Origin of the sequence: Marinobacter sp. (assembly GCF_039977835.1) — a bacterium.
Taxonomy (GTDB): domain Bacteria; phylum Pseudomonadota; class Gammaproteobacteria; order Pseudomonadales; family Oleiphilaceae; genus Marinobacter.
On sequence record NZ_JBDWCL010000037.1, the window covers coordinates 86,681 to 106,030 of the forward strand.

20 protein-coding genes and 1 pseudogene are annotated in these 19,350 nt (G+C 55.6%); 4 read left to right on the forward strand and 17 right to left on the reverse strand.

Annotated features, from left to right (window positions below; all coding sequences use genetic code 11):
• Positions 1-145 precede the first annotated feature (145 nt).
• The 7 genes from ABJM11_RS10865 to ABJM11_RS10895 are packed head-to-tail and all read right to left on the reverse strand — an operon-like array spanning position 146 to position 7,583.
• Positions 146-1,522 carry an NADH-quinone oxidoreductase subunit N gene (locus ABJM11_RS10865; RefSeq protein ID WP_153741177.1) on the reverse strand — a complete coding sequence of 459 codons (1,377 nt, stop codon included), beginning with the start codon at positions 1,520-1,522 and terminating at the stop codon, positions 146-148.
• A complete protein-coding gene (locus tag ABJM11_RS10870; protein WP_248185538.1) occupies positions 1,522-2,991 on the reverse strand; it encodes a NuoM family protein in 1,470 nt (489 codons plus the stop codon). The genes ABJM11_RS10865 and ABJM11_RS10870 overlap by 1 nt, the downstream gene beginning before the upstream one ends.
• Before the next feature lie 15 nt (positions 2,992-3,006).
• Positions 3,007-4,905: an NADH-quinone oxidoreductase subunit L gene (locus ABJM11_RS10875; RefSeq protein WP_199456071.1), complete on the reverse strand. Its 1,899-nt coding sequence runs from the start codon at positions 4,903-4,905 to the stop codon at positions 3,007-3,009.
• Positions 4,902-5,213 carry an NADH-quinone oxidoreductase subunit NuoK gene (gene nuoK, locus ABJM11_RS10880; protein WP_053113951.1) on the reverse strand — a complete coding sequence of 104 codons (312 nt, stop codon included), beginning with the start codon at positions 5,211-5,213 and terminating at the stop codon, positions 4,902-4,904. Before nuoK ends, ABJM11_RS10875 begins: the two co-directional genes overlap by 4 nt.
• The gene (locus ABJM11_RS10885; RefSeq protein WP_053113952.1) at positions 5,210-5,746 is read right to left on the reverse strand and encodes an NADH-quinone oxidoreductase subunit J; all 537 of its coding nucleotides are present in this window, start codon (positions 5,744-5,746) and stop codon (positions 5,210-5,212) included. Before ABJM11_RS10885 ends, nuoK begins: the two co-directional genes overlap by 4 nt.
• Positions 5,746-6,642, reverse strand: coding sequence for a complex I subunit 1 family protein (locus ABJM11_RS10890; RefSeq protein WP_153741174.1), 897 nt, complete (start codon positions 6,640-6,642; stop codon positions 5,746-5,748). Before ABJM11_RS10890 ends, ABJM11_RS10885 begins: the two co-directional genes overlap by 1 nt.
• Positions 6,639-7,583 (reverse strand): Ni Fe-hydrogenase III large subunit, encoded by a 945-nt coding sequence (locus ABJM11_RS10895; RefSeq protein WP_348292745.1) that lies wholly within the window; start codon positions 7,581-7,583, stop codon positions 6,639-6,641. Before ABJM11_RS10895 ends, ABJM11_RS10890 begins: the two co-directional genes overlap by 4 nt.
• Before the next feature lie 27 nt (positions 7,584-7,610).
• On the opposite strand from ABJM11_RS10895, the gene ABJM11_RS10900 reads away from it, so the two are divergent.
• Positions 7,611-8,222, forward strand: coding sequence for a hypothetical protein (locus tag ABJM11_RS10900; RefSeq protein ID WP_348292747.1), 612 nt, complete (start codon positions 7,611-7,613; stop codon positions 8,220-8,222).
• Here the strand turns inward: ABJM11_RS10900 and ABJM11_RS22510 are convergent.
• The 9 genes and pseudogenes from ABJM11_RS22510 to ABJM11_RS10940 form a co-directional block, all read right to left on the reverse strand.
• Positions 8,130-8,633, reverse strand: a pseudogene (locus ABJM11_RS22510) (hypothetical protein); the annotation flags it as partial. The gene ABJM11_RS10900 and the pseudogene ABJM11_RS22510 sit on opposite strands and share 93 nt — an antisense overlap.
• Complete coding sequence (locus ABJM11_RS10905; RefSeq protein WP_008169436.1) at positions 8,630-8,992, reverse strand: NADH-quinone oxidoreductase subunit A; 363 nt, start codon at positions 8,990-8,992, stop codon at positions 8,630-8,632. The pseudogene ABJM11_RS22510 and the gene ABJM11_RS10905, both read right to left, overlap by 4 nt.
• A gap of 151 nt (positions 8,993-9,143) precedes the next feature.
• Positions 9,144-9,560 (reverse strand): hypothetical protein, encoded by a 417-nt coding sequence (locus tag ABJM11_RS10910; protein WP_139043634.1) that lies wholly within the window; start codon positions 9,558-9,560, stop codon positions 9,144-9,146.
• Between the two features lie 113 nt (positions 9,561-9,673).
• The gene (locus ABJM11_RS10915; protein ID WP_099615972.1) at positions 9,674-9,892 is read right to left on the reverse strand and encodes a hypothetical protein; all 219 of its coding nucleotides are present in this window, start codon (positions 9,890-9,892) and stop codon (positions 9,674-9,676) included.
• A gap of 27 nt (positions 9,893-9,919) precedes the next feature.
• A complete protein-coding gene (locus ABJM11_RS10920) occupies positions 9,920-11,275 on the reverse strand; it encodes an APC family permease (protein WP_348292750.1) in 1,356 nt (451 codons plus the stop codon).
• Positions 11,276-11,286: 11 nt separating this feature from the next.
• The gene (locus ABJM11_RS10925; protein ID WP_008169428.1) at positions 11,287-11,643 is read right to left on the reverse strand and encodes a hypothetical protein; all 357 of its coding nucleotides are present in this window, start codon (positions 11,641-11,643) and stop codon (positions 11,287-11,289) included.
• A gap of 146 nt (positions 11,644-11,789) precedes the next feature.
• On the reverse strand, positions 11,790-12,539 hold the full coding sequence (locus tag ABJM11_RS10930; RefSeq protein ID WP_008169426.1) for a copper resistance protein B: 750 nt from the start codon (positions 12,537-12,539) through the stop codon (positions 11,790-11,792).
• Complete coding sequence (locus tag ABJM11_RS10935; protein WP_348292752.1) at positions 12,536-14,317, reverse strand: copper resistance system multicopper oxidase; 1,782 nt, start codon at positions 14,315-14,317, stop codon at positions 12,536-12,538. Before ABJM11_RS10935 ends, ABJM11_RS10930 begins: the two co-directional genes overlap by 4 nt.
• A gap of 87 nt (positions 14,318-14,404) precedes the next feature.
• Positions 14,405-14,932: a cupredoxin domain-containing protein gene (locus tag ABJM11_RS10940; RefSeq protein ID WP_092031103.1), complete on the reverse strand. Its 528-nt coding sequence runs from the start codon at positions 14,930-14,932 to the stop codon at positions 14,405-14,407.
• Between the two features lie 201 nt (positions 14,933-15,133).
• Between ABJM11_RS10940 and ABJM11_RS10945 the strand changes: the two genes are divergently transcribed.
• From ABJM11_RS10945 to ABJM11_RS10955, 3 genes are all read left to right on the forward strand, one after another.
• On the forward strand, positions 15,134-15,799 hold the full coding sequence (locus ABJM11_RS10945; protein WP_008169420.1) for a response regulator transcription factor: 666 nt from the start codon (positions 15,134-15,136) through the stop codon (positions 15,797-15,799).
• The gene (locus tag ABJM11_RS10950; RefSeq protein ID WP_348292753.1) at positions 15,786-17,114 is read left to right on the forward strand and encodes a sensor histidine kinase; all 1,329 of its coding nucleotides are present in this window, start codon (positions 15,786-15,788) and stop codon (positions 17,112-17,114) included. Before ABJM11_RS10945 ends, ABJM11_RS10950 begins: the two co-directional genes overlap by 14 nt.
• Before the next feature lie 877 nt (positions 17,115-17,991).
• Positions 17,992-18,681 (forward strand): hypothetical protein, encoded by a 690-nt coding sequence (locus ABJM11_RS10955; RefSeq protein ID WP_053113969.1) that lies wholly within the window; start codon positions 17,992-17,994, stop codon positions 18,679-18,681.
• 2 nt (positions 18,682-18,683) lie between these two features.
• Here ABJM11_RS10955 and ABJM11_RS10960 read toward each other — a convergent pair whose 3' ends face one another.
• A complete protein-coding gene (locus tag ABJM11_RS10960; protein WP_008169415.1) occupies positions 18,684-18,983 on the reverse strand; it encodes a hypothetical protein in 300 nt (99 codons plus the stop codon).
• Between the last annotated feature and the right edge of the window lie 367 nt (positions 18,984-19,350).

A 19,350-nucleotide genomic window follows, 5' to 3' on the forward strand; every position in this document is an offset into this window, starting at 1 on the left:
GGCCCGACTCAATGGGGGAAAGGGGGCCGTGTGTCCGGACAACAGGAATTGATCGATTATTGATCAGTCACGGCCGCCAATGAGCGGTAATGGCGGTAACCCGCACAGTCTGCGAGACTTGCTGGGGACCTATGAGAAATCCGGGTTAGGACGACGACCACGCTACCAGTCCCAAGAGAAAGAACTGGGCCGCCAGACCGAGGATCAGCGTGGCAGCAAAGGTTGTCACTACCACCGTGCCAAGAGCTTTGCCCACCGGCGCGAATTCCGTCGCCGCCTGCTGGTACATGGGCACGACAATGCGCAGATATACCGCCAGTGAAAGTACACTGTTGGCAATTGCAACCACCGCCAGCCAGGTGAATTGGACATCAATGGCGGCGGCGAACAGCAGGAACTTCCCAACGAAGCCGGCAAGTGGCGGAATCCCGACCAGCGATAGCAGAAAGACCACCATTGCGATGCCAATAAGCGGTTGGGCGCGCCCCAATCCGTCAAAATCGTTCAGAGTCCGTCCGATATTGGCGGCAACGGCGAAAGCGCCCAGATTCATGGCCGCATAGGCGGCAGCAAACAGTATAATGGATGGCAGAGCAAGTTCACTGGCGCCGACTGCCAGGATACCCAGAAGGAAATAGCCGGATTGGGCAATCGACGAATAGGCCAGCAGCCGAACGACGTTATCCTGCACCAGCGCGGCCAGATAACCATAGGTCATGGTCAGAACAGCCAGACCGGCGATGATGGCGGTCCAACCACTTTCCGGGGGTAGATCGCGAACCACCTGAGCGAGTGCGAACAGAGCACCGATCTTGGGCACCACTGACAGGTAGGCCGCTATTGACAGTGGCCCACCCTCATAGGCATCTGGCGCCCAGAAATGGAATGGAACCAGCGAGGCTTTGTAACCCAGACCGACAACCACCGCCACGAACCCAAGAAGAACCGCCATTGGCATGGTATCCATACCAGGAAGATCCGCGAGTAACGTGGATCCCGCAGCGCCGAACCAGTAACTCAGGCCGAAAATCATGATCGCACCTGTGACCGAGGCGAACACGAAAAACTTCATGGCGGCCTCTGTGGCAGGGTCGGTATCCGGGTAGGCAACCAAGGCAAAGGTGGCCAGGCCAGTTAATAATGTACCCAATACAAGGAACATCGTATCACCCGCGCCTGCCAGAACGAGCGCGCCGATGGTGGCAAAGCAAAGCAGGCTGTAAACCGTGCCCTCTCGCACGGTGCCTCTCACATCCACTCTCGCCAAAAATATGGCGAGGATGGTGGCCGGCAGCAGAATGAGTTTGGCCCACACACTGAGGTCGTCAACCCGGAAACTGCCACCAAACACCGTTGTGTCCTCACCAATCAGACTGACGGTCAGACCCGTGGCAACGATCAGACCGCTAACTGCGACCAGCAGCGCAATTTGCGGCCTACGCAGCATTTCCGCGATCAGCGCACCGACAGCCGTCAACAGTACGGCAATTTCAGGAATCAACAGTGCAAGATCACGAGCCATCACAGTGCCAGCGCCGATGTAGTGCGGTGGATGATACCCAGCACCCAGGAGGGTGCCACGCCAGTGCCGACAGTGAGCACCAGCAATGGCCCCACAGCAAGCCACTCACGAGCGCTCAAATCAGGCATGGACTGCCAGCGCTGCCGGGGCTCGCCCAGAAAGGTTTCCCGCAGTGCTTTGAGAAACGTACCGGCAATAATGGCAATACCCAAAATCACAACCACCGCGGCAGGCGAAGCGCTTAAAGTGGCAAGAAATATCTGAAACTCGGCCGGAAAGTGCGCCAGCCCGGGCAAGCCCAGCGATGCAAAGGCCGCCAACACAAAGGTCCAGCCGAGCATTGGGACCGTCTTGAGCAACCCACCCAATTCGCCCATTTCACGGGTGTGGGCACGGTCCTGGATCATGCCCACCAGCAAGAACAAGGCACCGGTAACCAGTCCATGGCTGAACATCTGCAATACCGCACCATCCAAAGCAACAGTTCGCACCGAGGGATCCAGAGTTATTGCCGCCACGGCCACACCGACAATGACATACCCCATGTGGTTAACCGACGTATAGGCGACCAAGCGTTTCAGATCACTCTGGGCCAGAGCGGCAAAAGCCCCGTAGAGCGCGCTGACAACACCGAGAACAAGAACAACAACGCCCGCTTCACGGAACGCATCGGGGGTCATTTGCAGAGCAAATCGAACCAGCCCGTAAGTGCCGAATTTCAGCATGACGCCGGCGAGGATGACGCTGCCGACGGTCGGCGCCTGCACGTGTGCGGCGGGCAACCAGGTATGCAGGGGCACCGCGGGGATCTTTACCGCAAAGGTGATCAGCATAGCGATCAATGCCCACATGGCCGCCGCGCCCTCCAGGGGGGGATTCTCAATCCAGGCTCGCATGTCGAAGGTCGGTTCGGGGCTGCCCAGATAAAGCCCGAGGATAGCAAGCAGAAGCGGCAGACTTCCCAGCAAGGTGTATATAAAAAACATCAACGCTGCCCGTTGCCTGTCTTCGTGGCCCCACCCGGCGATCATGAAATACATGGAGACAAGGGAAACCTCGAAGAAGACGTAGAACAGGATACCGTCGAGGGCTGTAAAGGTACCGATAGACGCAGTTTCCAGAAGAAGTACCAGAGCAATATAGGCGCGCGGACGTTCACGAAGCGACGACGTATAGATCACAGCAACCAGGAAAAGAACAGCGCTCAACAGCACCAAAGGCAGACTGATCCCATCAACTCCAACCCGGTAGGCGGCACCGATGGCCGGTATCCATTGCAGCTCTTCGACCTGGGAAAAGCCTGCACCGCTCGCACCCTGAAACCACATGGACAGAGCACCGATCAGTGTAAGGGCGGCGGTAATAATCGCTATGACGTGTACCGTACGCGTTGCGGGCTTCGGAAGACACAGAATCAGCACCGCGCCGACCAGCGGCAAAAACAGGGTGAGCGAGACAAGTGGTAACATGAATATGGGTTTCCTCTAAAAGCTCGTCGATGAAGCAAAAAGCAGAACAGCCAATGTGACGGCGATTGCGACCGCACTGATCGCCAGGCTGTGGTGGATGAGGCCGCTTTGGAGGTTTCGGGCTCGTGCACCCAGTGCACGCACAGCCGCCACCAGGGCGAAAATCAGGCCGTCGATACGGCGTTCATCTCCAAACCGCACGTAGGTCGCGACCCTCAGGCTCACTCTGCCCACGCAAAGCACAATCTTGAACAAGCCCCGCTCCGCTCGCTCGCCCGCAGAGGCAAGGAAGAGACCGGCGCGCCCAAGAGAAAGCACAGCTTCATACAGACGCCCTTCCAAACGCTCACATCCTCGGGCTACAGCCATTGCTGGCCTACCGACCCAGACCGTAAGCCCACCGCCAACGGAAAGTCCGCGTCGCGCCCACGGATAGACCGGACCTAGCAGGCGGGGAGCCGGCACGAGCCAGCCCAGGCCGAGGCCACACGCGGCAGCAAGAAGCCCGAGGAGCACGGCCAATGTGCCTGCGGTGACGGCGGGCAGATCAAGAACGGCCTCGATGGGGCCGAAGGCCAGGCCGAGAATCGTGGCAGGGACCGCCAACCCCCAAATGCCCACGCGCATCCAGGCACTACCGGCAACCGGTCGGGTTTCGCCGGAGCCTCGCCACAGCAGGCACAAGGCCCGGGCCATATAGCCGCCGGTCAGCAGGGTACCGGCCAGCGCCAGGGGGCCGAGCCAGGCGGCACCCTGCGCAGACAGGGCGGCGGCGATTACCGCATCCTTGGAGAAGAACCCACTCAGTGGCGGGATACCGGCCAGTGCCAGCGCTGCCAGCGCAAAGCCGGCAAAAGTCCAGGGTCTGTCACGACCAACCCCCTCCAACTGATCGAACCCGGTACCCCCGCGAGCATGCTGGAAGTCGCCGGCGGCAAGAAACAGGGTGCTCTTGATGGCTGCATGGGCGAGCAAATGCATGAGAGCCGCCAGCGGAACGCCGGCTCCAACCGCAACCAGCATCAAGCCATATTGACTGGCAGTGGAAGCCGCGAGCAGGCGTTTGAGATCACGCTCGGCAAGTGCAATAACCCCGGCTGCCACCGTGGTAACGCCGCCGACAAGTCCGACGACGAGCAACACCTCGGGTGTCAGCAGCGGGGCCGAACGGATCAGCAGGATGGCACCCGCCGCCACCAGCGTGGCCGAGTGCAGCAGCGCCGAGACCGGTGTCGGCCCCGCCATGGCACGCATAAGCCAGTCCTGCAAGGGGACCTGGGCCGACTTACCCATGGCGGCCAGTAGCAACAAAAGCCCCGCGGCGGTCGAGGCACTGCCGCCGGCCTCCAGGGAGGCGGCAATCTCGCCGGTACCGGCCGACCCAATCAGCATAAATACCGCCACGTACAAACCCAGATCGGCGCTACGAGTGTAGAGGAAAGCGCGACCGGCGGCATCCGCGGCCTCGGGTCGCTGGAACCAGAAGCCAATCAGCAGGTAACTGCACAAACCGATCAATTCCCAGGCCGCCAGCAACAGAACCCAGTCGCCGGACAGCACCAGCGCCTGCATGGCAGCCAGGAACAGGGACATTACGGCGTAGAAGCGGCACAGGCCGGACTCCCGCTTCATATAACCAACTGCATAAATCAGCACGAACGTGCCTACGGTGGCCACCGCCACCGTCAACAGCGCTTCCAGAGGTCCGGCAACCATTCGAAGCGGCATGTCTGGCAGCCCCGGCAGAAGCAGGGTTTCGGCCTGCCCGCCGGCGACCCGGGTCAGTAACCATAGACTACCGCCCAGACTCAACGTCGCCCCGCCGAGAACCAGCGCCGTGGAGCCCCGGCGCAGGACCAGCAACGCCATGGCCGCGATCAGCGGTGGCATTATCGGTAGAAGCACTGCACTCATCCTTTCAGGTCCCCGGCTTCTTCCATTTCAACCGAGCCCTTGGCCCGGAAACGCGCAATCGCGACACCGAAGCCAACCGCCATTTCGACCGCCATGACGGTCATCACCACCAGCACGAACATCTGGCCGGAGTAGCTTTCGGGGTGCAGAAAACGCCAGAAGGCGACCAGGTTCACCAACGCGCCCGCAAGAATCAGCTCCACCCCCATCATGATCATAACCAGATTGGTCTGGGACAACGCGCCATAAACACCAATACCGAACAGGATTGCACCGGTTACAAGCGCCACGATCAGGACGAGAGTCATTCCGTATCCTCCTTGTCAGCACTATTGGCCGTCGTTTGCACCGGTATCGCCACCGCCGTGGCCGCGATCATTGCGGTCAGGATAGTAACGCCGGCGGTTTCGAAGATCAGCATGGAACGTCCCAGCAACTCGATGCCCAGCGCCCGTGTCTGCATCGCCGCATCCGGCGCCTCGGCCGTTACAGGTCCCCAATCGGCCCAAAACGCGACCACTATCGCAACACCGGCAGCGACCACGCCAGCGCCAATTGAAAAGCGCTTCTGGTGGGTCATATCCATGCCCCCCATCCCGCCCGGGTCCATCATGAACATCACCATGAAAATCGCCATGATGCTCATCTCCGTGGCCATCATCATGATCTGCAGCACGCCCAGGAATTCGGTCTGCATCGCCAGGAACATGCAGCCGACGGCAGTCTGAGAAAACAACAGCGCCAGCGCGGAACGCACCATGGACGATGTGCGAAACACCACCACGCCGAAGCCGATGGCGGCCAGCCCGAAAACGGCAACAAAAAAAGCCTGAGCGTACATTATGGAACCACCAGAACCAGTAAACCGACAACAATGATATTGAGCAGTGCCAGGGGAATCCCCAGGGTCCAGCACCACCGCATCAGATCCGCCTCGCGAATGCGCGGCAGATAGCGACCGGCCAGGAGCATCGACACGGCCACGGCCAGGGTCTTGATCAGGCTCCAGGCCCAGGGAGGCAGCAGCGGCCCATGCCAGCCGCCGAGGTAGAACACCGTGGTCGCAGAAGCCAGCGTGATCACCAGCGTCAGCCTGGCCAGGCGCAACACTCCCAGGCGCACGCCGGTGTATTCCGCGTCCACACCCCCGCCCAGTTCCCCGGGTGCGGTTGGCAGATCAAAAGGCGCACGAAACGCCAGCGCCATGGCGGCAATGAAAAACAGCACGAAACCAAGCGGCTGATAGACAATGTTCCACAAGCCGTCTTGGGAGCCAACGATCACCGTGGTCACCAGGGATTCGGCGCGCATCGCCACCGCAGTGATGGGCATGACAATGAGCATGGCGTAGGCGATGAGCTGGCCAAGGAATCGCCAGCCGCCGATCATGGCGTAGGCGCCATTCGGGCCCCAGCCGGCCATGATCAGCGCCACCAGCACATAGGCAAGCGCCGCGTTGATGAACAGCGCACCGGTAGCCAGATCCGCGATCACCAGGGTCGGCGCCAGAGGCAGAACCGCCGCGCCAAGCACCGCGACGATCAGCAGTAGCACCGGCGCCGTCTCGAAAAAGACCCGGTCCGGCGTGCGCGGTACAATGGATTCACGACCGAGGTGCGCCAGGCCGCTGAGTAGGGGCGCGGCCGGACGCAGGCGGCCCGTTGTCGTCCAGCCCTCGACCACGGCGAGCAGCCAGACGCTACCAAGCAACGCAACCAACACGATGACGAAGTTCACGAGATCACCTCCCAGGGCGAAAGGTCAAGTGATCCGACCGCCACCAGTGCGTCGCCCAGTTCCCGGCCCTCGACAAGCTTTGCGACCAGGCCGATATGGTGACTGCAGGCGGTGTCCAACCTGTAGGATTTCACCTGGCCGTGTTCCAGAATCAGGCTCAGTTGAGCCTCGCCGCGCGGGGTTTCCACGGTGGCCTCACCGGTGCCTGATCCACGCCCGATGTTTCGCAAAACAGGTAGCCCCGGCTCCCCGGTTGCCTTGATGTAGTCGAGGCTCGTGATGATTTCGTCCAGGCGCTGCCACAGGCGCGCCCAGGCATCTCCGGCGTCGTCAGCAGCGCGCGCCACGGGGCCACTCAGGCCCCCAGTGCCCGATGGCAGTATGCCGATCCCCTTCAATCGCGATTTGAGCAAAGGCGTTCGCCCAAGACGAGCCGCCAATGCATGCAGAGCGGGCGTCAGTTCCAAAAGCCGTTTTCCACTGGCGCGGCGGATCTCCAGTTGCAGGGTTGCGGCACGATCCGTCAACCAGGCGAAGCCGAGCTGGCGCCCCGTTTGCGCCAGCCAACCCAGGTGACTGGCGATGCGCTCACATTCAAGCGCCACAGCCCGGGCCTGATCGGTTGCCGAATCGTTCTCCAGACCAGCCGCCCGCTCGATTGCCAGGCAGGCCAGCAGTCGGTAGCTCACGCTGGCCAGTGGCATGGCCGACGCCAGGCGCTCGATAAAGGTCTCGGCGCCGATCTCCTTGCCTTCTTCACTCTCATTGATCATGCCCACCAAGGATGTGGCCTGTCCTTCTGTTACGCCGTCACCGTCAAGAGTCAGCGTCAACTTGAGCCCACCAGGCAGACCGGGGAAAACCGGACCGAACGGCACCTCCATCCAGTCCATCGCCAACCCGTCGGCGCTACGAGGCAGGTCCTTGGTCACTTCAATCATGGACATGAATCCCGAGGCGCCGTGGTCATGCCCACCATGATCATGACCACCATGATCATGACCACCATGATCATGACCACTATGATCATGACCACCATGATCATGACCACTATGATCATGACCACTATGACCGTGACCTACATGATCATGGCCGCCATGTTCGTGGCTATCATGACCGTGCCCACTGTGATGGTGGCCACTGTGATCATGCCCAGAACCTTTCTCCTCCGCGTCGCCGTCGGACTCACCGTGCTCGTGCTTGTGTCCGTGATCATGATGGTTTTCGTGCGAGTGCTGATGACCCTCGTGCTGCTCATGATCGTGCTCATGCGAATCATGATGGTCATGGCAGTGACCATGATGGTGTTCGTGTTCATGGTGTTCGTGCTGCTGCGCATGATCATGATGCTGGTGTTCGTGCTCATGATGCTGGTGTTCGTGCTCATGGTGCCGGTGCTCGCGATGATCGTGCCCATGGTCATGCTCGGGGGCCGGCTCCCCTGCCTCCCGGGCGACCAGGTCCATGCCACACTTGGGGCAACTACCCGGCTCGTTCTGGACAACTTCCGGGTGCATGGGGCAGACATACTCTATCCTGGCGTGCAGAACAGGGGCGTCGAAATCCTCGGGGGAGTCTGAGAATGCGCCCTTGGCCAGCGCGCGCTTCAACCAGTCAACCGCGTCGATCAGGCCGGCTTGCGAAACACCCGCGGAAAAATCAGGGTCCGGTAGCGTTGACGGCGTCTGTCCGCCCAAATTGACAATGGCTCGCGGCCTCGGCATCTGCGCATAGAGCACCGCCACGGCCTCGTTCATTTTCTCTGAAAGCTCGCCGATAATCAGGAGCATGCTCGCATCGCGAGGTGTCGCGGTGATGCGCATACCTGCCGCTGTCACATCCAGGCCATGGGACAGTGCCACTTCAGGCCCCGGGACGATCAGGCAGCTCAGGTTGCCCGCGAGGGCCCGGGAAACCCACTTCTGAAGTACCGTGAACCGCTCCTGCCGCTGGCGCGCGCCCGTAATGGTCATTGTCGGGTCAGAAGTCATTGCCGCCTCAATGCCCCCTGACTCCAGCCGTAGAGCAAACCAAGAAAGAGAATGGCAAGGAACACCCCCATGTCATACAAAGCAACCAGCCCTACTTCCCTGTATACAACTGCCCAGGGGTACATAAATGCCATTTCCATGTCGAAGGCCAGAAAGAGCAGCGCGTAGCCGTAGTACCGTGCGTGATAGCGGCCCCAGACCGGGTCCCGTGACAACACTCCGGAACTCGCTGGCACGTCCTTGCCCGGCTCCCGACGCGTCGGGCCCATGGCACGGGCAATCCCAAACAGGGCCAAAACCGTAGCTGCGATGCCAAGCACCAAGGCAAGCAGCAGACCGTACTGCTCCAAAATACTCATCATCCAATCCTCAAGTCGCGCAACGGAGTCTGCACTCCGATAGCGTTCTCCAGAGACAAGATCAATATGCCCTTAACTCGCTTCTTGGTTCCGCATGGGCGAACCGTACTTCCCGAGCAAACAGAGGCTAAAAACTCACCCGCAGATATCCTTACTCCAGTCCATGATGCTTCCCTTCATATACCTTGACGTTCCTTATCTTGCCTCCCTCATTGAGCAATTCGAAATCATTTCCAGACAAAGGCTTTATCTTGTTACAGGAATAGTCGCGACCATAGACAGATGTGCAAAATTTACCGTCTTTGACCTCCCATCTTCCGATATAGTGGGTAAGGTTTCCCTGCTGTTCGCGATATTTGGTCATTCCATAGATCGAACCATCAGGATCATAGTACTCATGAAAAGTTCGAGTGCGAAAATTGTCCTGAGCATCTCGGAATTCCATTTGCACCGTGTTTCCGACGACAACATCTGCGACATCTTCGCCAGAAAGAACTTCTTCAGCGTGCAAAAATGGCGCTTGCAAAAAAGTCAAAAATACGAACAGTTTAAAATTTATTGCTTTCATCTGGTTATCTCCCAGTTTCTTTCAATTATTGTGATCACACGAACAACAGCCTTAAGTCGTATCGTAGGATTGTGAAGAAAGCTCAATGTATCAATTGCATTACAACAGTCCACTTATTTTCCACTCCGCTCAACTGGCCAGTCACTAAAAGCGATGAAGTAGAGCAAAACCAGATTGACGATGGGGATAAGTATCAAGACCCCCATCCACCCCGGATATCCCGTGCGCTGGCAAATACGCCAGGCCGGTATCACTACCACAATGCCAATCACCAGCATCCAGAGCCAGTGACCTGCCCACATTGTGTTGCCAAACATATCACCTTCCATCACGGTGCTGCCCTCCCGGTTGACTACTGATTAGTGGTGATCATGGGCATGAGATTCATCATGTCCCGAATGTCCGGTTTCCTGGAACCTTTTCAGAAAAAACTGCTCTGCTGCCGCAATAACAACCATCGTGCCAACCGCAACGCCAATCACAAACGGGTCAGAGTTCAGTTTGACCCAAACAAACCCTCCGAGTACGAGCAAATCCAGGAGGATGGCAACCGCTGGCACCCACGCCTTTGCCTTCACATCGTGGCGCAAATAACGAAGGACTCCCCAGTGAATGGCAATATCCATTACCAAATAGAATACGATACCTAATGCTGCAATCCGGGAGAGATCAAAGAAAGCCGTCAGAACCAGCCCCAGGACCACGGTGTACACCAACGTGTGCTTTTGGATACTGCCCGGCATACCGAAATGACGATGGGGAACCAGTTTCATTTCGGTTAACATCGCAAGCATACGTGAGACCGCAAAAATACTGGCCAGAATACCGCCGGCGGTGGCCATCATGGCAATGGCAACGGTGAACCAGACCGCGTACTCTCCCAGAGCCGGGCGCGCGGCGGCAGCAAGCGAGTAATCCTGCGTTTCGATGATTTCAGCCAGCGACAGGTTACTGGCCACAGCAAAACCAACCAAAGTATAAATCACCACGCAGGCCGCGATGGAAATAATGATGGCCCGCCCTACATTCCGCTTGGGATCTATGACTTCAGAGCCGCTGTTAGTGATCGTAGTAAAGCCCTTGAAGGCCAGTATTCCAAGTGCCGTTGCACCCAGGAAATTACCCGTTGCTCCGGCTTCGCCCGTGCCTGAAAAGTCGACTGACAGACTATCTGCAACCCAAACACCCACGACCCCGAAAATCAGTATGCCTCCGATCTTCAGGATGCCTATGAAGGAGGCCACCCCCTGAATCATTCGGTTACCGAGCAGGTTGATCAGAAACGCTGCCAGGATCAGGGACACGCCGAGAATGGGCACCATGCGACCGCTTTCATCGCCACCGAACAGCTGCATGGTGTAGGAACCAAAGGTGCGCGCAAGAAAGCTCTGGGCGATCACCATCGAGAAATACATCAGCAGGGCGTTAAACGCCGTCGGCAGCCGGTTTCCGTAAGCCTTGTGAAGGTACATGCCAATGCCCCCGGCTGAGGGGTAGGCATCAGAAATCTTGATATAGGAATAAGAGCTGAAGCTGACGATCACCGCAGCCGCCAGAAACGCCAATGGGAAAAGAACACCGGTCATCTGCGCCATCTGCCCGGTAAGTGCAAAGATACCGGCGCCGATCATGACTCCGGTACCGAGCATAACGGTTCCCGCGAGTGTGAGACTGCCTTCCTTATAGCGAGTGGTTCTATCTTGTTCCCTGCTCATTTAACCTCCGGTTATTTTCGTTTCATGGGCGGGATCTTTGAACAGCAAAACGGATCATGCTTGGCATTGGCACGAACGTTGTCATCTGTAAATCGATACCACGCCAGCTTCCTTTGAGCCCACCACCCCGCCTTCAACCGGCCACCATGTGCTCCAATCACCTCCAATAACTCGTCGGTAGACCAATGAGTCCCATCGAAGGTAACGTCTAACAGATTATTTGGCTTGCGTTCGGCAAAATCAACACAGGGGTGATGATTGAGTTCGTGAATAAAGTCAGACCATTCACTCTCTTCAAAACCTTCCACGACAAGTTTCCGTCGCAGCAGGAACTGTTCCTGGTTCGATGTTTTATGTGCTTTAGTCATGGCGGGCCCCTCTTCGCCTCATCATTTCCCCTCAATGACAACATGCGGACCTGAACTGCGACTGAAAATCAGTGAAGGTTTTCGATGAAATTGACGTACATCATAAAATAGAGCCAGGGCAACCCCTGGCTCCTTATTCATTCCGATCAGAACGAGATGCGGGCACCGACGACTGCGAACCAGTCTTCTGTGCCACCGCCTTCGGCTTTAGCGAGATCTGCGGTATCACCGTACTTGCGCTCATGCACCACGCCCACGTAAGGCGAGAATGCGCGATCGATCAGGTCATAGCGTAACCGGAGCCCAGTTTCGGTGGAAACCAAGCCTTTGCCCACGCCAATTTCCTCATCCTCGCTGAATGCTACCGTCGCATCCAGGGTTGCAGACAGGATCCAGTAATTGGTGAAAAGCAGCTCGTATTCCGCGTCGATTTCGGCAGACGTATCACCATCCTTGCTGGCATACAGGTTGGCATCGACTTCAAACCATTGTGGGGCAAGCCCAGCGACACCCAGCACGGCATAAGTGCGATCCGGCCCTTCAGGGGTGTCGAAGCGAACACCCGCTTTGGCGTCGAAGAACTTGGAGATGGGGATCTGGCCGACCAACTGGTTTTCCAGTGTTTCGTAGGCCTGTTCTTCTATCTCGTATTCCCCGGTTGTGAGCAGCCGGACTTTGAACTCGTCGGTGCCATAGAAGGCATCCGCATCCCAGACGCCCAGTTCCTCATCATCATCGCTGTATCGGTACTCAAACTCCTCAAATTGAACACCCCAGGCTGTGAGCGGTTGTTTACGAGCGGTGGTATCGGAAATCATTTCCTGAGCTATCACCGTCGTTGAGAAACCAATAGAGGCAAGGAAACTGACTGCGGCAAGTGATCGAATACAGCTCATGCCTCACCTCCATCTTCAGCAACGACGCCTGTCTTGGCCTGCGTGGACTCAGGGCCACCCTCAACAATCACCTTGCGGAACATCCCGGCAGCCGCATGGTAAGAAAGATGGCAATGGAACGCCCATTGGCCTGGCTCGTCAACCTCGGTTTCCATGTACACCGTAGTGCCCGGGTTCACGTTAACGGTGTGTTTGATCGGGTTCCACTGACCTGCGCCAACATCAAGGATGGACCACATACCGTGCAGGTGCATGGGGTGAGTCATCATGGTTTCGTTCACAAACTTGAAACGGACCCGTTCACCATATTTGAGACGAATGGGATCCGCGTCTTCGTATTTAACACCGTTGATACTCCACGTGTAGCGCTCCATATTGCCGGTCAAACGAAGCTCGATCTCCCGAGTCGGTTCGCGGTCTTCGTACAACGGGTCCTGAGCCTTCAGATCAGCATAGGACAGGAACTTGCCACCATTGGCCGCCGTCGGCACAAGGCCACTGCCCTTGGCATAGAAGGGATCGCTGGGACCGCCTTTTCCCATCGCCATGGAACCATGGTCCATGCCGGACATGTCAGAGTGATCCATTCCTTTCATGTTGGAGTGATCCATTCCTTTCATATTCGAATGGTCCATGCTGCCCATGTTTGAGTGGTCCATTCCGGACACACCTTCTGAGCTGCCCATATCCATGTTTCCATGATCCATGCCTGCCATGCTGCCATGGTCCATACCGGGCATACCGCCCATATCCGCCATGGTCAGTCGGGCAGCTTCACGCAGTTGCGGCACGGCCGCTTCCATACCCTCTTCGGGGGCCAGTGTTGCCCTCGCATAACCGGAACGCCCCATGGATTCGGCGAAAATGGTGTAAGCCTGCTCATCTTTGGGGCGCACAATCACATCGTAGGTTTCCGCCACACCAATACGGAATTCGTCCACGTTAACCGGCTGAACGTTGTTGCCGTCCGCCTGCACGACCGTCATATCCAGGCCAGGGATCCGGACGTCAAAATAGGTCATCGCCGAGGAGTTGATGAAGCGCAGCCGGATGCGTTCGCCGGGCTCAAAGATTCCGGTCCAGTTTTGGTCCGGTCCTTTACCGTTGATCAGGCCCGTAAAGCCCTGCAGATCCTCAACGTCCGCTTTCATCATGCGCATATCGCCCCATGCCATCCGATCTCGGACAGTACTCATCAGGCCGTTTTCGGACACGTCCGAGAAAAACTCGCCCACAGTTTGCTGCTCACGGTTGTAATAATCCGGCATCATTTTCAGGTTGCGCATGATGCGGTCACCGGAATGGGGGTGTTTATCGGTCAGCTGCACCACGTATTCACGATCGTAGCGGAACGGTTCACGGCCCTCGGGCTCAATGACAATGGCGCCATAGGCTCCGTCTGGCTCCTGAAAACCAGAGTGGCTGTGGAACCAATAGGTGCCTGCTTGCTGGATAGGAAATTCATAGGTGAATGTTTCACCCGGCTTGATACCTGGAAAACTGATACCTGGCACACCATCCTGGTCGAAGGGAAGGATCAGTCCGTGCCAGTGGATCGAGGTCATCTCGTCCAGGTTGTTGGTTACGTTGATCCTGACATTTTCACCTTCCTTGAAGCGCATCACCGGTCCCGGAGATGCACCATTGTAGCCGATACCTTCTTTCACGAAATCGCCGGTATCAATTTTAACCCGGTCAACCGTCAGGCCGTATTCACCGGCCATGACCATGGCCGGCATCAGCAGGGTCAAAAGCCCTGTCAAAAGGCGTATCTTCATCTGTTTTATTCCCAACTGCACTTCATTGGAGCTAGGCTGGAAAGCCTTCACCAGCCCTTGCAATCGTGCGGCGCTCAGCACACTGTATTATTCGAAATTTACGTCACCGTACATTCCTGACTGGTAATGGCCCGGCACGTTACAGGCAAATTCGATATTGCCTTTATCAGAGAACTTCCAGACAACTTCCTTGCTCTGCCCGGGTTCCAGTAAGACGCTGTTGGGATCGTCGTGTTTCATGGAATGACCATTGCCCATATCCATGTTCATCATGTCGTGGTTCAGCTTGCCGCCCTGAATCACGCCATGCTCAACCATCATCATCATTTCTTTTTGATGGCTCTCGTGCATGGCGGGGGTGCCAATGTTGAACTCATGGACAAGACTGCCCTTATTCTCCACCACAAATCTCACGGTTTCACCAGGCTTCACAGTTATTTCTTCCGGCTCATAGTAGTTGTCGTACATTTCCACGGTGATGGTGCGAGCAACCTCGGAGGCCTTGCCGGGCTCTCCGCTGCTAGCCCCGTGCCCGCCACCGTGGGCTCCTGCTGCAAAAGCACCCGCTGACATTGAAAAGGCCACACCCGCTACCAACAACTTTGATACATTCATACCATCTTCTCCTGTGAAATCGTTCAGCAACAATTAATTGTATTTTCAGGACACTTGATCAATGTCCAGAATCGTTACATAAGATCGCTTACCAACCTGAATTCTTACTGAAAATTCAAAAAAATTTATTTAGGCTGAATTCAGGACTACTAAAGACATTACGTTGAATTCACAGTCGCCGCTCAGCAAAAAGGAAAAAAAATGCGTTTACTACTGGTTGAAGACGATCAGATGCTCTCAAACAGCCTTTTGCATCAACTTGAAAAATCGGGGTTCAGCGTGGACCCTGCGTATACGGCAAAAGAAGCAATGACTCTGGGTGAACAGGAAGATTATCGGGTCAGCATCTTGGATCTGGGGCTGCCCGACGGCAACGGTTTAGATGTTCTAAAAAAGTGGCGCGCAAAGAACATTGCCTTTCCCGTACTAATCCTGACAGCGCGAGATGACTGGCATGATAAAGTGGCTGGACTAAAGGCAGGGGCAGACGACTACCTCGCAAAACCTTTCCAGACCGAAGAGTTAATTGCACGGCTGAATGCTATTGTTCGCAGGAGCGAAGGGAGAACACATTCATTGGTTAAGGCAGGCCGCTTTGTGCTGGATGAAAATCGTCAATGCTTGTCGGTGGACGATGGAACTGAACATCCACTTACCGGCACAGAGTTTCGTCTTCTGCGCTGCCTGATGAGTAAGCCGGGCCATGTCTTTTCAAAAGACCAACTGCTAGAGCAGCTTTACAGTCTCGAAGATAGCCCAAGCGCGAACGTTATCGAGGCATATATTCGGAGGCTGCGAAAACTGGTGGGAAATTCCACAATCTCAACCCGACGTGGCCAAGGCTATATGTTCAATGACAACGTTTAAGAAACCTGCCTCTGTAAAAGGCACCCTGCTTGTAATACTGCTGCCCGCAGGTGTTGCCTTGATGGCAATAGCCTGGTTTGCACATGGTGCTCTGCTCGAAAGAATGTCCCGTGAATTTGTCACGGACAGGCTGAAAGAGGAGGTTTCGTTTTTAGAGCATCAGATTCGGGACAGTGACGGAGCCTTCGACGGACTCAAGACGGGCGATTACTTTCAGCGCGTATTCCACCATGCTTTTGTTCAACACTCCGATTCCAGGACCATCATTTCGCCAGAATCATGGAAACCGCTACTATCGCCGCTCATCAAATCGGAAAAAGAGGGCACGATTCGGGTCGAAAATTCTGAAATAGCAGGGGCCCCAACGGACATATTGGCATATCGGAGTTCCTTCATCGCAAACGAAAAACCGTTTGTTGTTATCGTTGCAGAAGACCTCGGCGCATTGAAGAATAGCCAGGCAGAGCTACATGCATGGACGGCAATCGCATCTCTTTTACTTATCTCGCTATTGGTTTGTGCAATCTGGCTCGGCGTCAATTTGTCCATGCATTCTGTCACACGACTCAAGGCGTCACTGAAAAGACTCCAGGATGGGAGCGTCTCGCGTATAGATATGACTGTCCCCGAGGAGTTCCACCCTCTCGTCGAACAGTTGAACCAGCTGCTTGACTCACTTGATCAACGATTGGAGCGCTCGAGGAATGCGCTGGCAAACCTATCCCACAGCGTTAAAACTCCGATTGCGTCTGTCCAACAAATTCTCAGCGACACTTCTACGCCGCTAGATAGCGAGTTAAGGCAGCAAATAGCTGCGCGTCTCGGGGATATTGACAAACAACTTGAAGCTGAAATGCGCCGCAGCCGGTTTGCTGGGCCGCAGGTAGGAAAAAGCTGCTATCCAGTAGAAAAAGCACGGGACCTTCTGTGGATGATGGGAAGACTATACCCGGCAAAATCATTTGAGTTATCAAGTTCTCTCCCAGAGAATAGCCGTTGGCCAATTGTAGAATACGACCTATCTGAAATACTGGGGATCGTGCTGGACAATGCGGGGAAGTGGTCACATAGAGAGGTGGAGCTAATATTGGAACAATGCGGCCCCTCAAAACGAATTGTCGTGACAGACGATGGTCCCGGCGTTGAGGAAGCTGAATTGAGCAAGCTTGGTCAACGAGGATTAAGGCTGGACGAACAGACTCCGGGCCACGGGCTCGGCCTTGCAATCGTTCAAGACATTGTTAGCCGGTATGGTGGGAAGATCGTCTTTTCAAATCGCCCACGGGGTGGATTAAAGGTCACGATTGAATTTTGAATTCACGAAAGTTAACGAGTGGGTTATCGCGCCTGAAAAACTCTGACAACTCTACCCTTAGCAAGAACCAACGCAGTCAAACAAGTACGATTTGCCACACAACCGCACTGGCCTGACGGTGGCAACCATTCAGCGGGACCACATGCTCGATGTCGATCTCACTGCTGTTCTGGATGACTTTGCCTGTGAACGGACTGATTCAGCGGCCCGAAACCACTCTGCAACGACGTTCATCTGCAAGCCGGACCTTGGTCGTGGATTGTGCAATCAATGCCTCAGTACGGCTGTCTTGACAATCTCCATCGGCGTCTTCCCAACCTTGCCCGAACGCAGACCGTTCGTAGCTTTGTAACTTGCCTTTCTGCTCTTGGACCTGTTGAACCGAGGCCAAAGAGACACCATCCGGAAGTTTACCGCCTGAATCCAGGCAGGCATCAACAGAGTCGTAGGGTTGATATTTCTTGATTCGCTCATACCAACTTCCTTGCGGTGGATGGCAAAGGCCGCTGCTCGACTTTTTATATTGGAAGCATGAGCCGGAGCACTGATAAGACCTGCTACCACAAAAACGAAGAGGGGGAGGATTCTTAAAGCGCAAACCATGATGTGTAAAGGCTCTCTCAAGTGTAAACTTACGGAAGGCTGCACACGTATGGTCCCTCGCAGCCTTACACTCCATGGACGATGCTTCACTCCTAGGAAGCGACAACGATTGACCGAAGGTCGGTGTTTCCAGTTTGCAGCCCAAAGAGGCTGAGAAGTTTATTGACCATTTTCGATTGCAGCAAGCTGACGTAGGCCTCAGAGTAGAGCAGGCGACGCCTGCTTGGCTGCGTACTATCTTTAACGTGATTTGGACGGGAAAGATCGACTATCCATGGCTATTAGCTTTTATGAAAAAGGGGAGCTGACCTCTGGCTTCCACGGTTGGCGAGTTGTTGCCACCATCCGAGGCAAACGCTATCAGAAGTATTTCTCTCTTAAGAGGCCGAACAACAGAATTACTCAAGAACTCTGGTACCAGTATCAAGAGACCAGGGCCAAGTACTATGAGGCCCGTTACATGGCCCGCTCCGCAGCACTTCAATATCTGGATTTCATTGGAAAAGACCATCCCTCAACCCTCCCCTGTCGCGGTGTTGGCTTCCAGGGCATCACGCTTGGCATCGGAAGCGGGAAAAGTGCTGCACAGGAAACCTGCTATTTCTCCGTAAACAAACGAGGAGCTGCTAACAAATTCTACATAGATGAGCGGGCATCTCTATCTCAGGCCTGGGAGCATGCCGTAAAACATTGGGGAGAAGTGTTCAATATCCGACCCAAAGACATAGCTAAAAAGCTCGAACAGGTTCCCAGTCCTGATCAGTTCAAATCGCTTCGAAAACAACTGAACAATCACGAGGGCTGCGACTATCAAGCCAGCGTCCTCCATCATGTTTACGCCGAACAACGTAGCCAGCTGGAAAAACATAAGGCTAAGGCAACCACCAGAGGAACGCTCAACGAGGATGATCTTCTGGCAATGTACGCGAACCTAGAGCGCCAGGTGTCAGAGTTTCGGAATTAGATCTATTCAGTGTCTTGGCCGAAGGACCGGCCCAGCGCGTCCGGTTTAGACGAAAAAACCCTGACCATTGGCTGTCGTCCTTCCACGACGCCAACAATTCTGTCATGTCCGATGAAAGCCCCTACCATGTAGACACCGGGGCCAAGCCGTTTGTAGGGCTCAAGAATCATCGTTCGCCAAGCTTCGATATCCAATAGAACCGACTTTAACTCTAGAACTAATCGTAGAATCCTGCGGTCCGCCACGCCGAGCCAATGAGAAAGCTCAATATTATCTTCTGTAACGATGCCGACGGTTTCCATTGACGCAAACGCTTGAAGGGTGGCGTAGTCATATTGTGTCGGCGACGAAACTCCGTCCTCAGCTCGCTAATCCCGTTCACGTGGATTTCCAACTAGTAAGGTCAGAAGGCAAATACCGTAACCTTTCCAAAGGCAATGCGGACAGTAACCGATGCTCATTGAGAGTGATGGAACACCTCTGACCCAAAACTGAATATTCGAACATTATTCTGATAATCCTGATTGACTAGTGTCCCGTCTGGGTAATCCATTTATTTATTATCAATGACACTCAGCTTTGCTCGCGCCACTGAAGTCATAATCGATTCTGCGCTCTTGTGCCAGCGGAATGGCTTCGCCAGCTTCTCATTATGAGTTTGGATAAAGC

What these genes read in the sequence shown, in the direction of transcription:
- ABJM11_RS10910 (WP_139043634.1), bottom strand. Translation starts at nt 9,560, where the DNA reads ATGAAAGCAATAAATTTTAAACTGTTCGTATTTTTGACTTTTTTGCAA.
- ABJM11_RS10935 (WP_348292752.1), bottom strand. Translation starts at nt 14,317, where the DNA reads ATGAAGATACGCCTTTTGACAGGGCTTTTGACCCTGCTGATGCCGGCC.
- ABJM11_RS10905 (WP_008169436.1), bottom strand. Translation starts at nt 8,992, where the DNA reads ATGAGTATTTTGGAGCAGTACGGTCTGCTGCTTGCCTTGGTGCTTGGC.
- ABJM11_RS10920 (WP_348292750.1), bottom strand. Translation starts at nt 11,275, where the DNA reads ATGAGCAGGGAACAAGATAGAACCACTCGCTATAAGGAAGGCAGTCTC.
- ABJM11_RS10885 (WP_053113952.1), bottom strand. Translation starts at nt 5,746, where the DNA reads ATGTACGCTCAGGCTTTTTTTGTTGCCGTTTTCGGGCTGGCCGCCATC.
- ABJM11_RS10900 (WP_348292747.1), top strand. Translation starts at nt 7,611, where the DNA reads ATGCCCACCATGATCATGACCACCATGATCATGACCACCATGATCATG.
- ABJM11_RS10865 (WP_153741177.1), bottom strand. Translation starts at nt 1,522, where the DNA reads ATGGCTCGTGATCTTGCACTGTTGATTCCTGAAATTGCCGTACTGTTG.
- ABJM11_RS10870 (WP_248185538.1), bottom strand. Translation starts at nt 2,991, where the DNA reads ATGTTACCACTTGTCTCGCTCACCCTGTTTTTGCCGCTGGTCGGCGCG.
- ABJM11_RS10960 (WP_008169415.1), bottom strand. Translation starts at nt 18,983, where the DNA reads ATGGAAACCGTCGGCATCGTTACAGAAGATAATATTGAGCTTTCTCAT.
- ABJM11_RS10930 (WP_008169426.1), bottom strand. Translation starts at nt 12,539, where the DNA reads ATGAGCTGTATTCGATCACTTGCCGCAGTCAGTTTCCTTGCCTCTATT.
- ABJM11_RS10950 (WP_348292753.1), top strand. Translation starts at nt 15,786, where the DNA reads ATGACAACGTTTAAGAAACCTGCCTCTGTAAAAGGCACCCTGCTTGTA.
- nuoK (WP_053113951.1), bottom strand. Translation starts at nt 5,213, where the DNA reads ATGACTCTCGTCCTGATCGTGGCGCTTGTAACCGGTGCAATCCTGTTC.
- ABJM11_RS10945 (WP_008169420.1), top strand. Translation starts at nt 15,134, where the DNA reads ATGCGTTTACTACTGGTTGAAGACGATCAGATGCTCTCAAACAGCCTT.
- ABJM11_RS10875 (WP_199456071.1), bottom strand. Translation starts at nt 4,905, where the DNA reads ATGAGTGCAGTGCTTCTACCGATAATGCCACCGCTGATCGCGGCCATG.
- ABJM11_RS10940 (WP_092031103.1), bottom strand. Translation starts at nt 14,932, where the DNA reads ATGAATGTATCAAAGTTGTTGGTAGCGGGTGTGGCCTTTTCAATGTCA.
- ABJM11_RS10895 (WP_348292745.1), bottom strand. Translation starts at nt 7,583, where the DNA reads ATGATTGAAGTGACCAAGGACCTGCCTCGTAGCGCCGACGGGTTGGCG.
- ABJM11_RS10955 (WP_053113969.1), top strand. Translation starts at nt 17,992, where the DNA reads ATGGCTATTAGCTTTTATGAAAAAGGGGAGCTGACCTCTGGCTTCCAC.
- ABJM11_RS10925 (WP_008169428.1), bottom strand. Translation starts at nt 11,643, where the DNA reads ATGACTAAAGCACATAAAACATCGAACCAGGAACAGTTCCTGCTGCGA.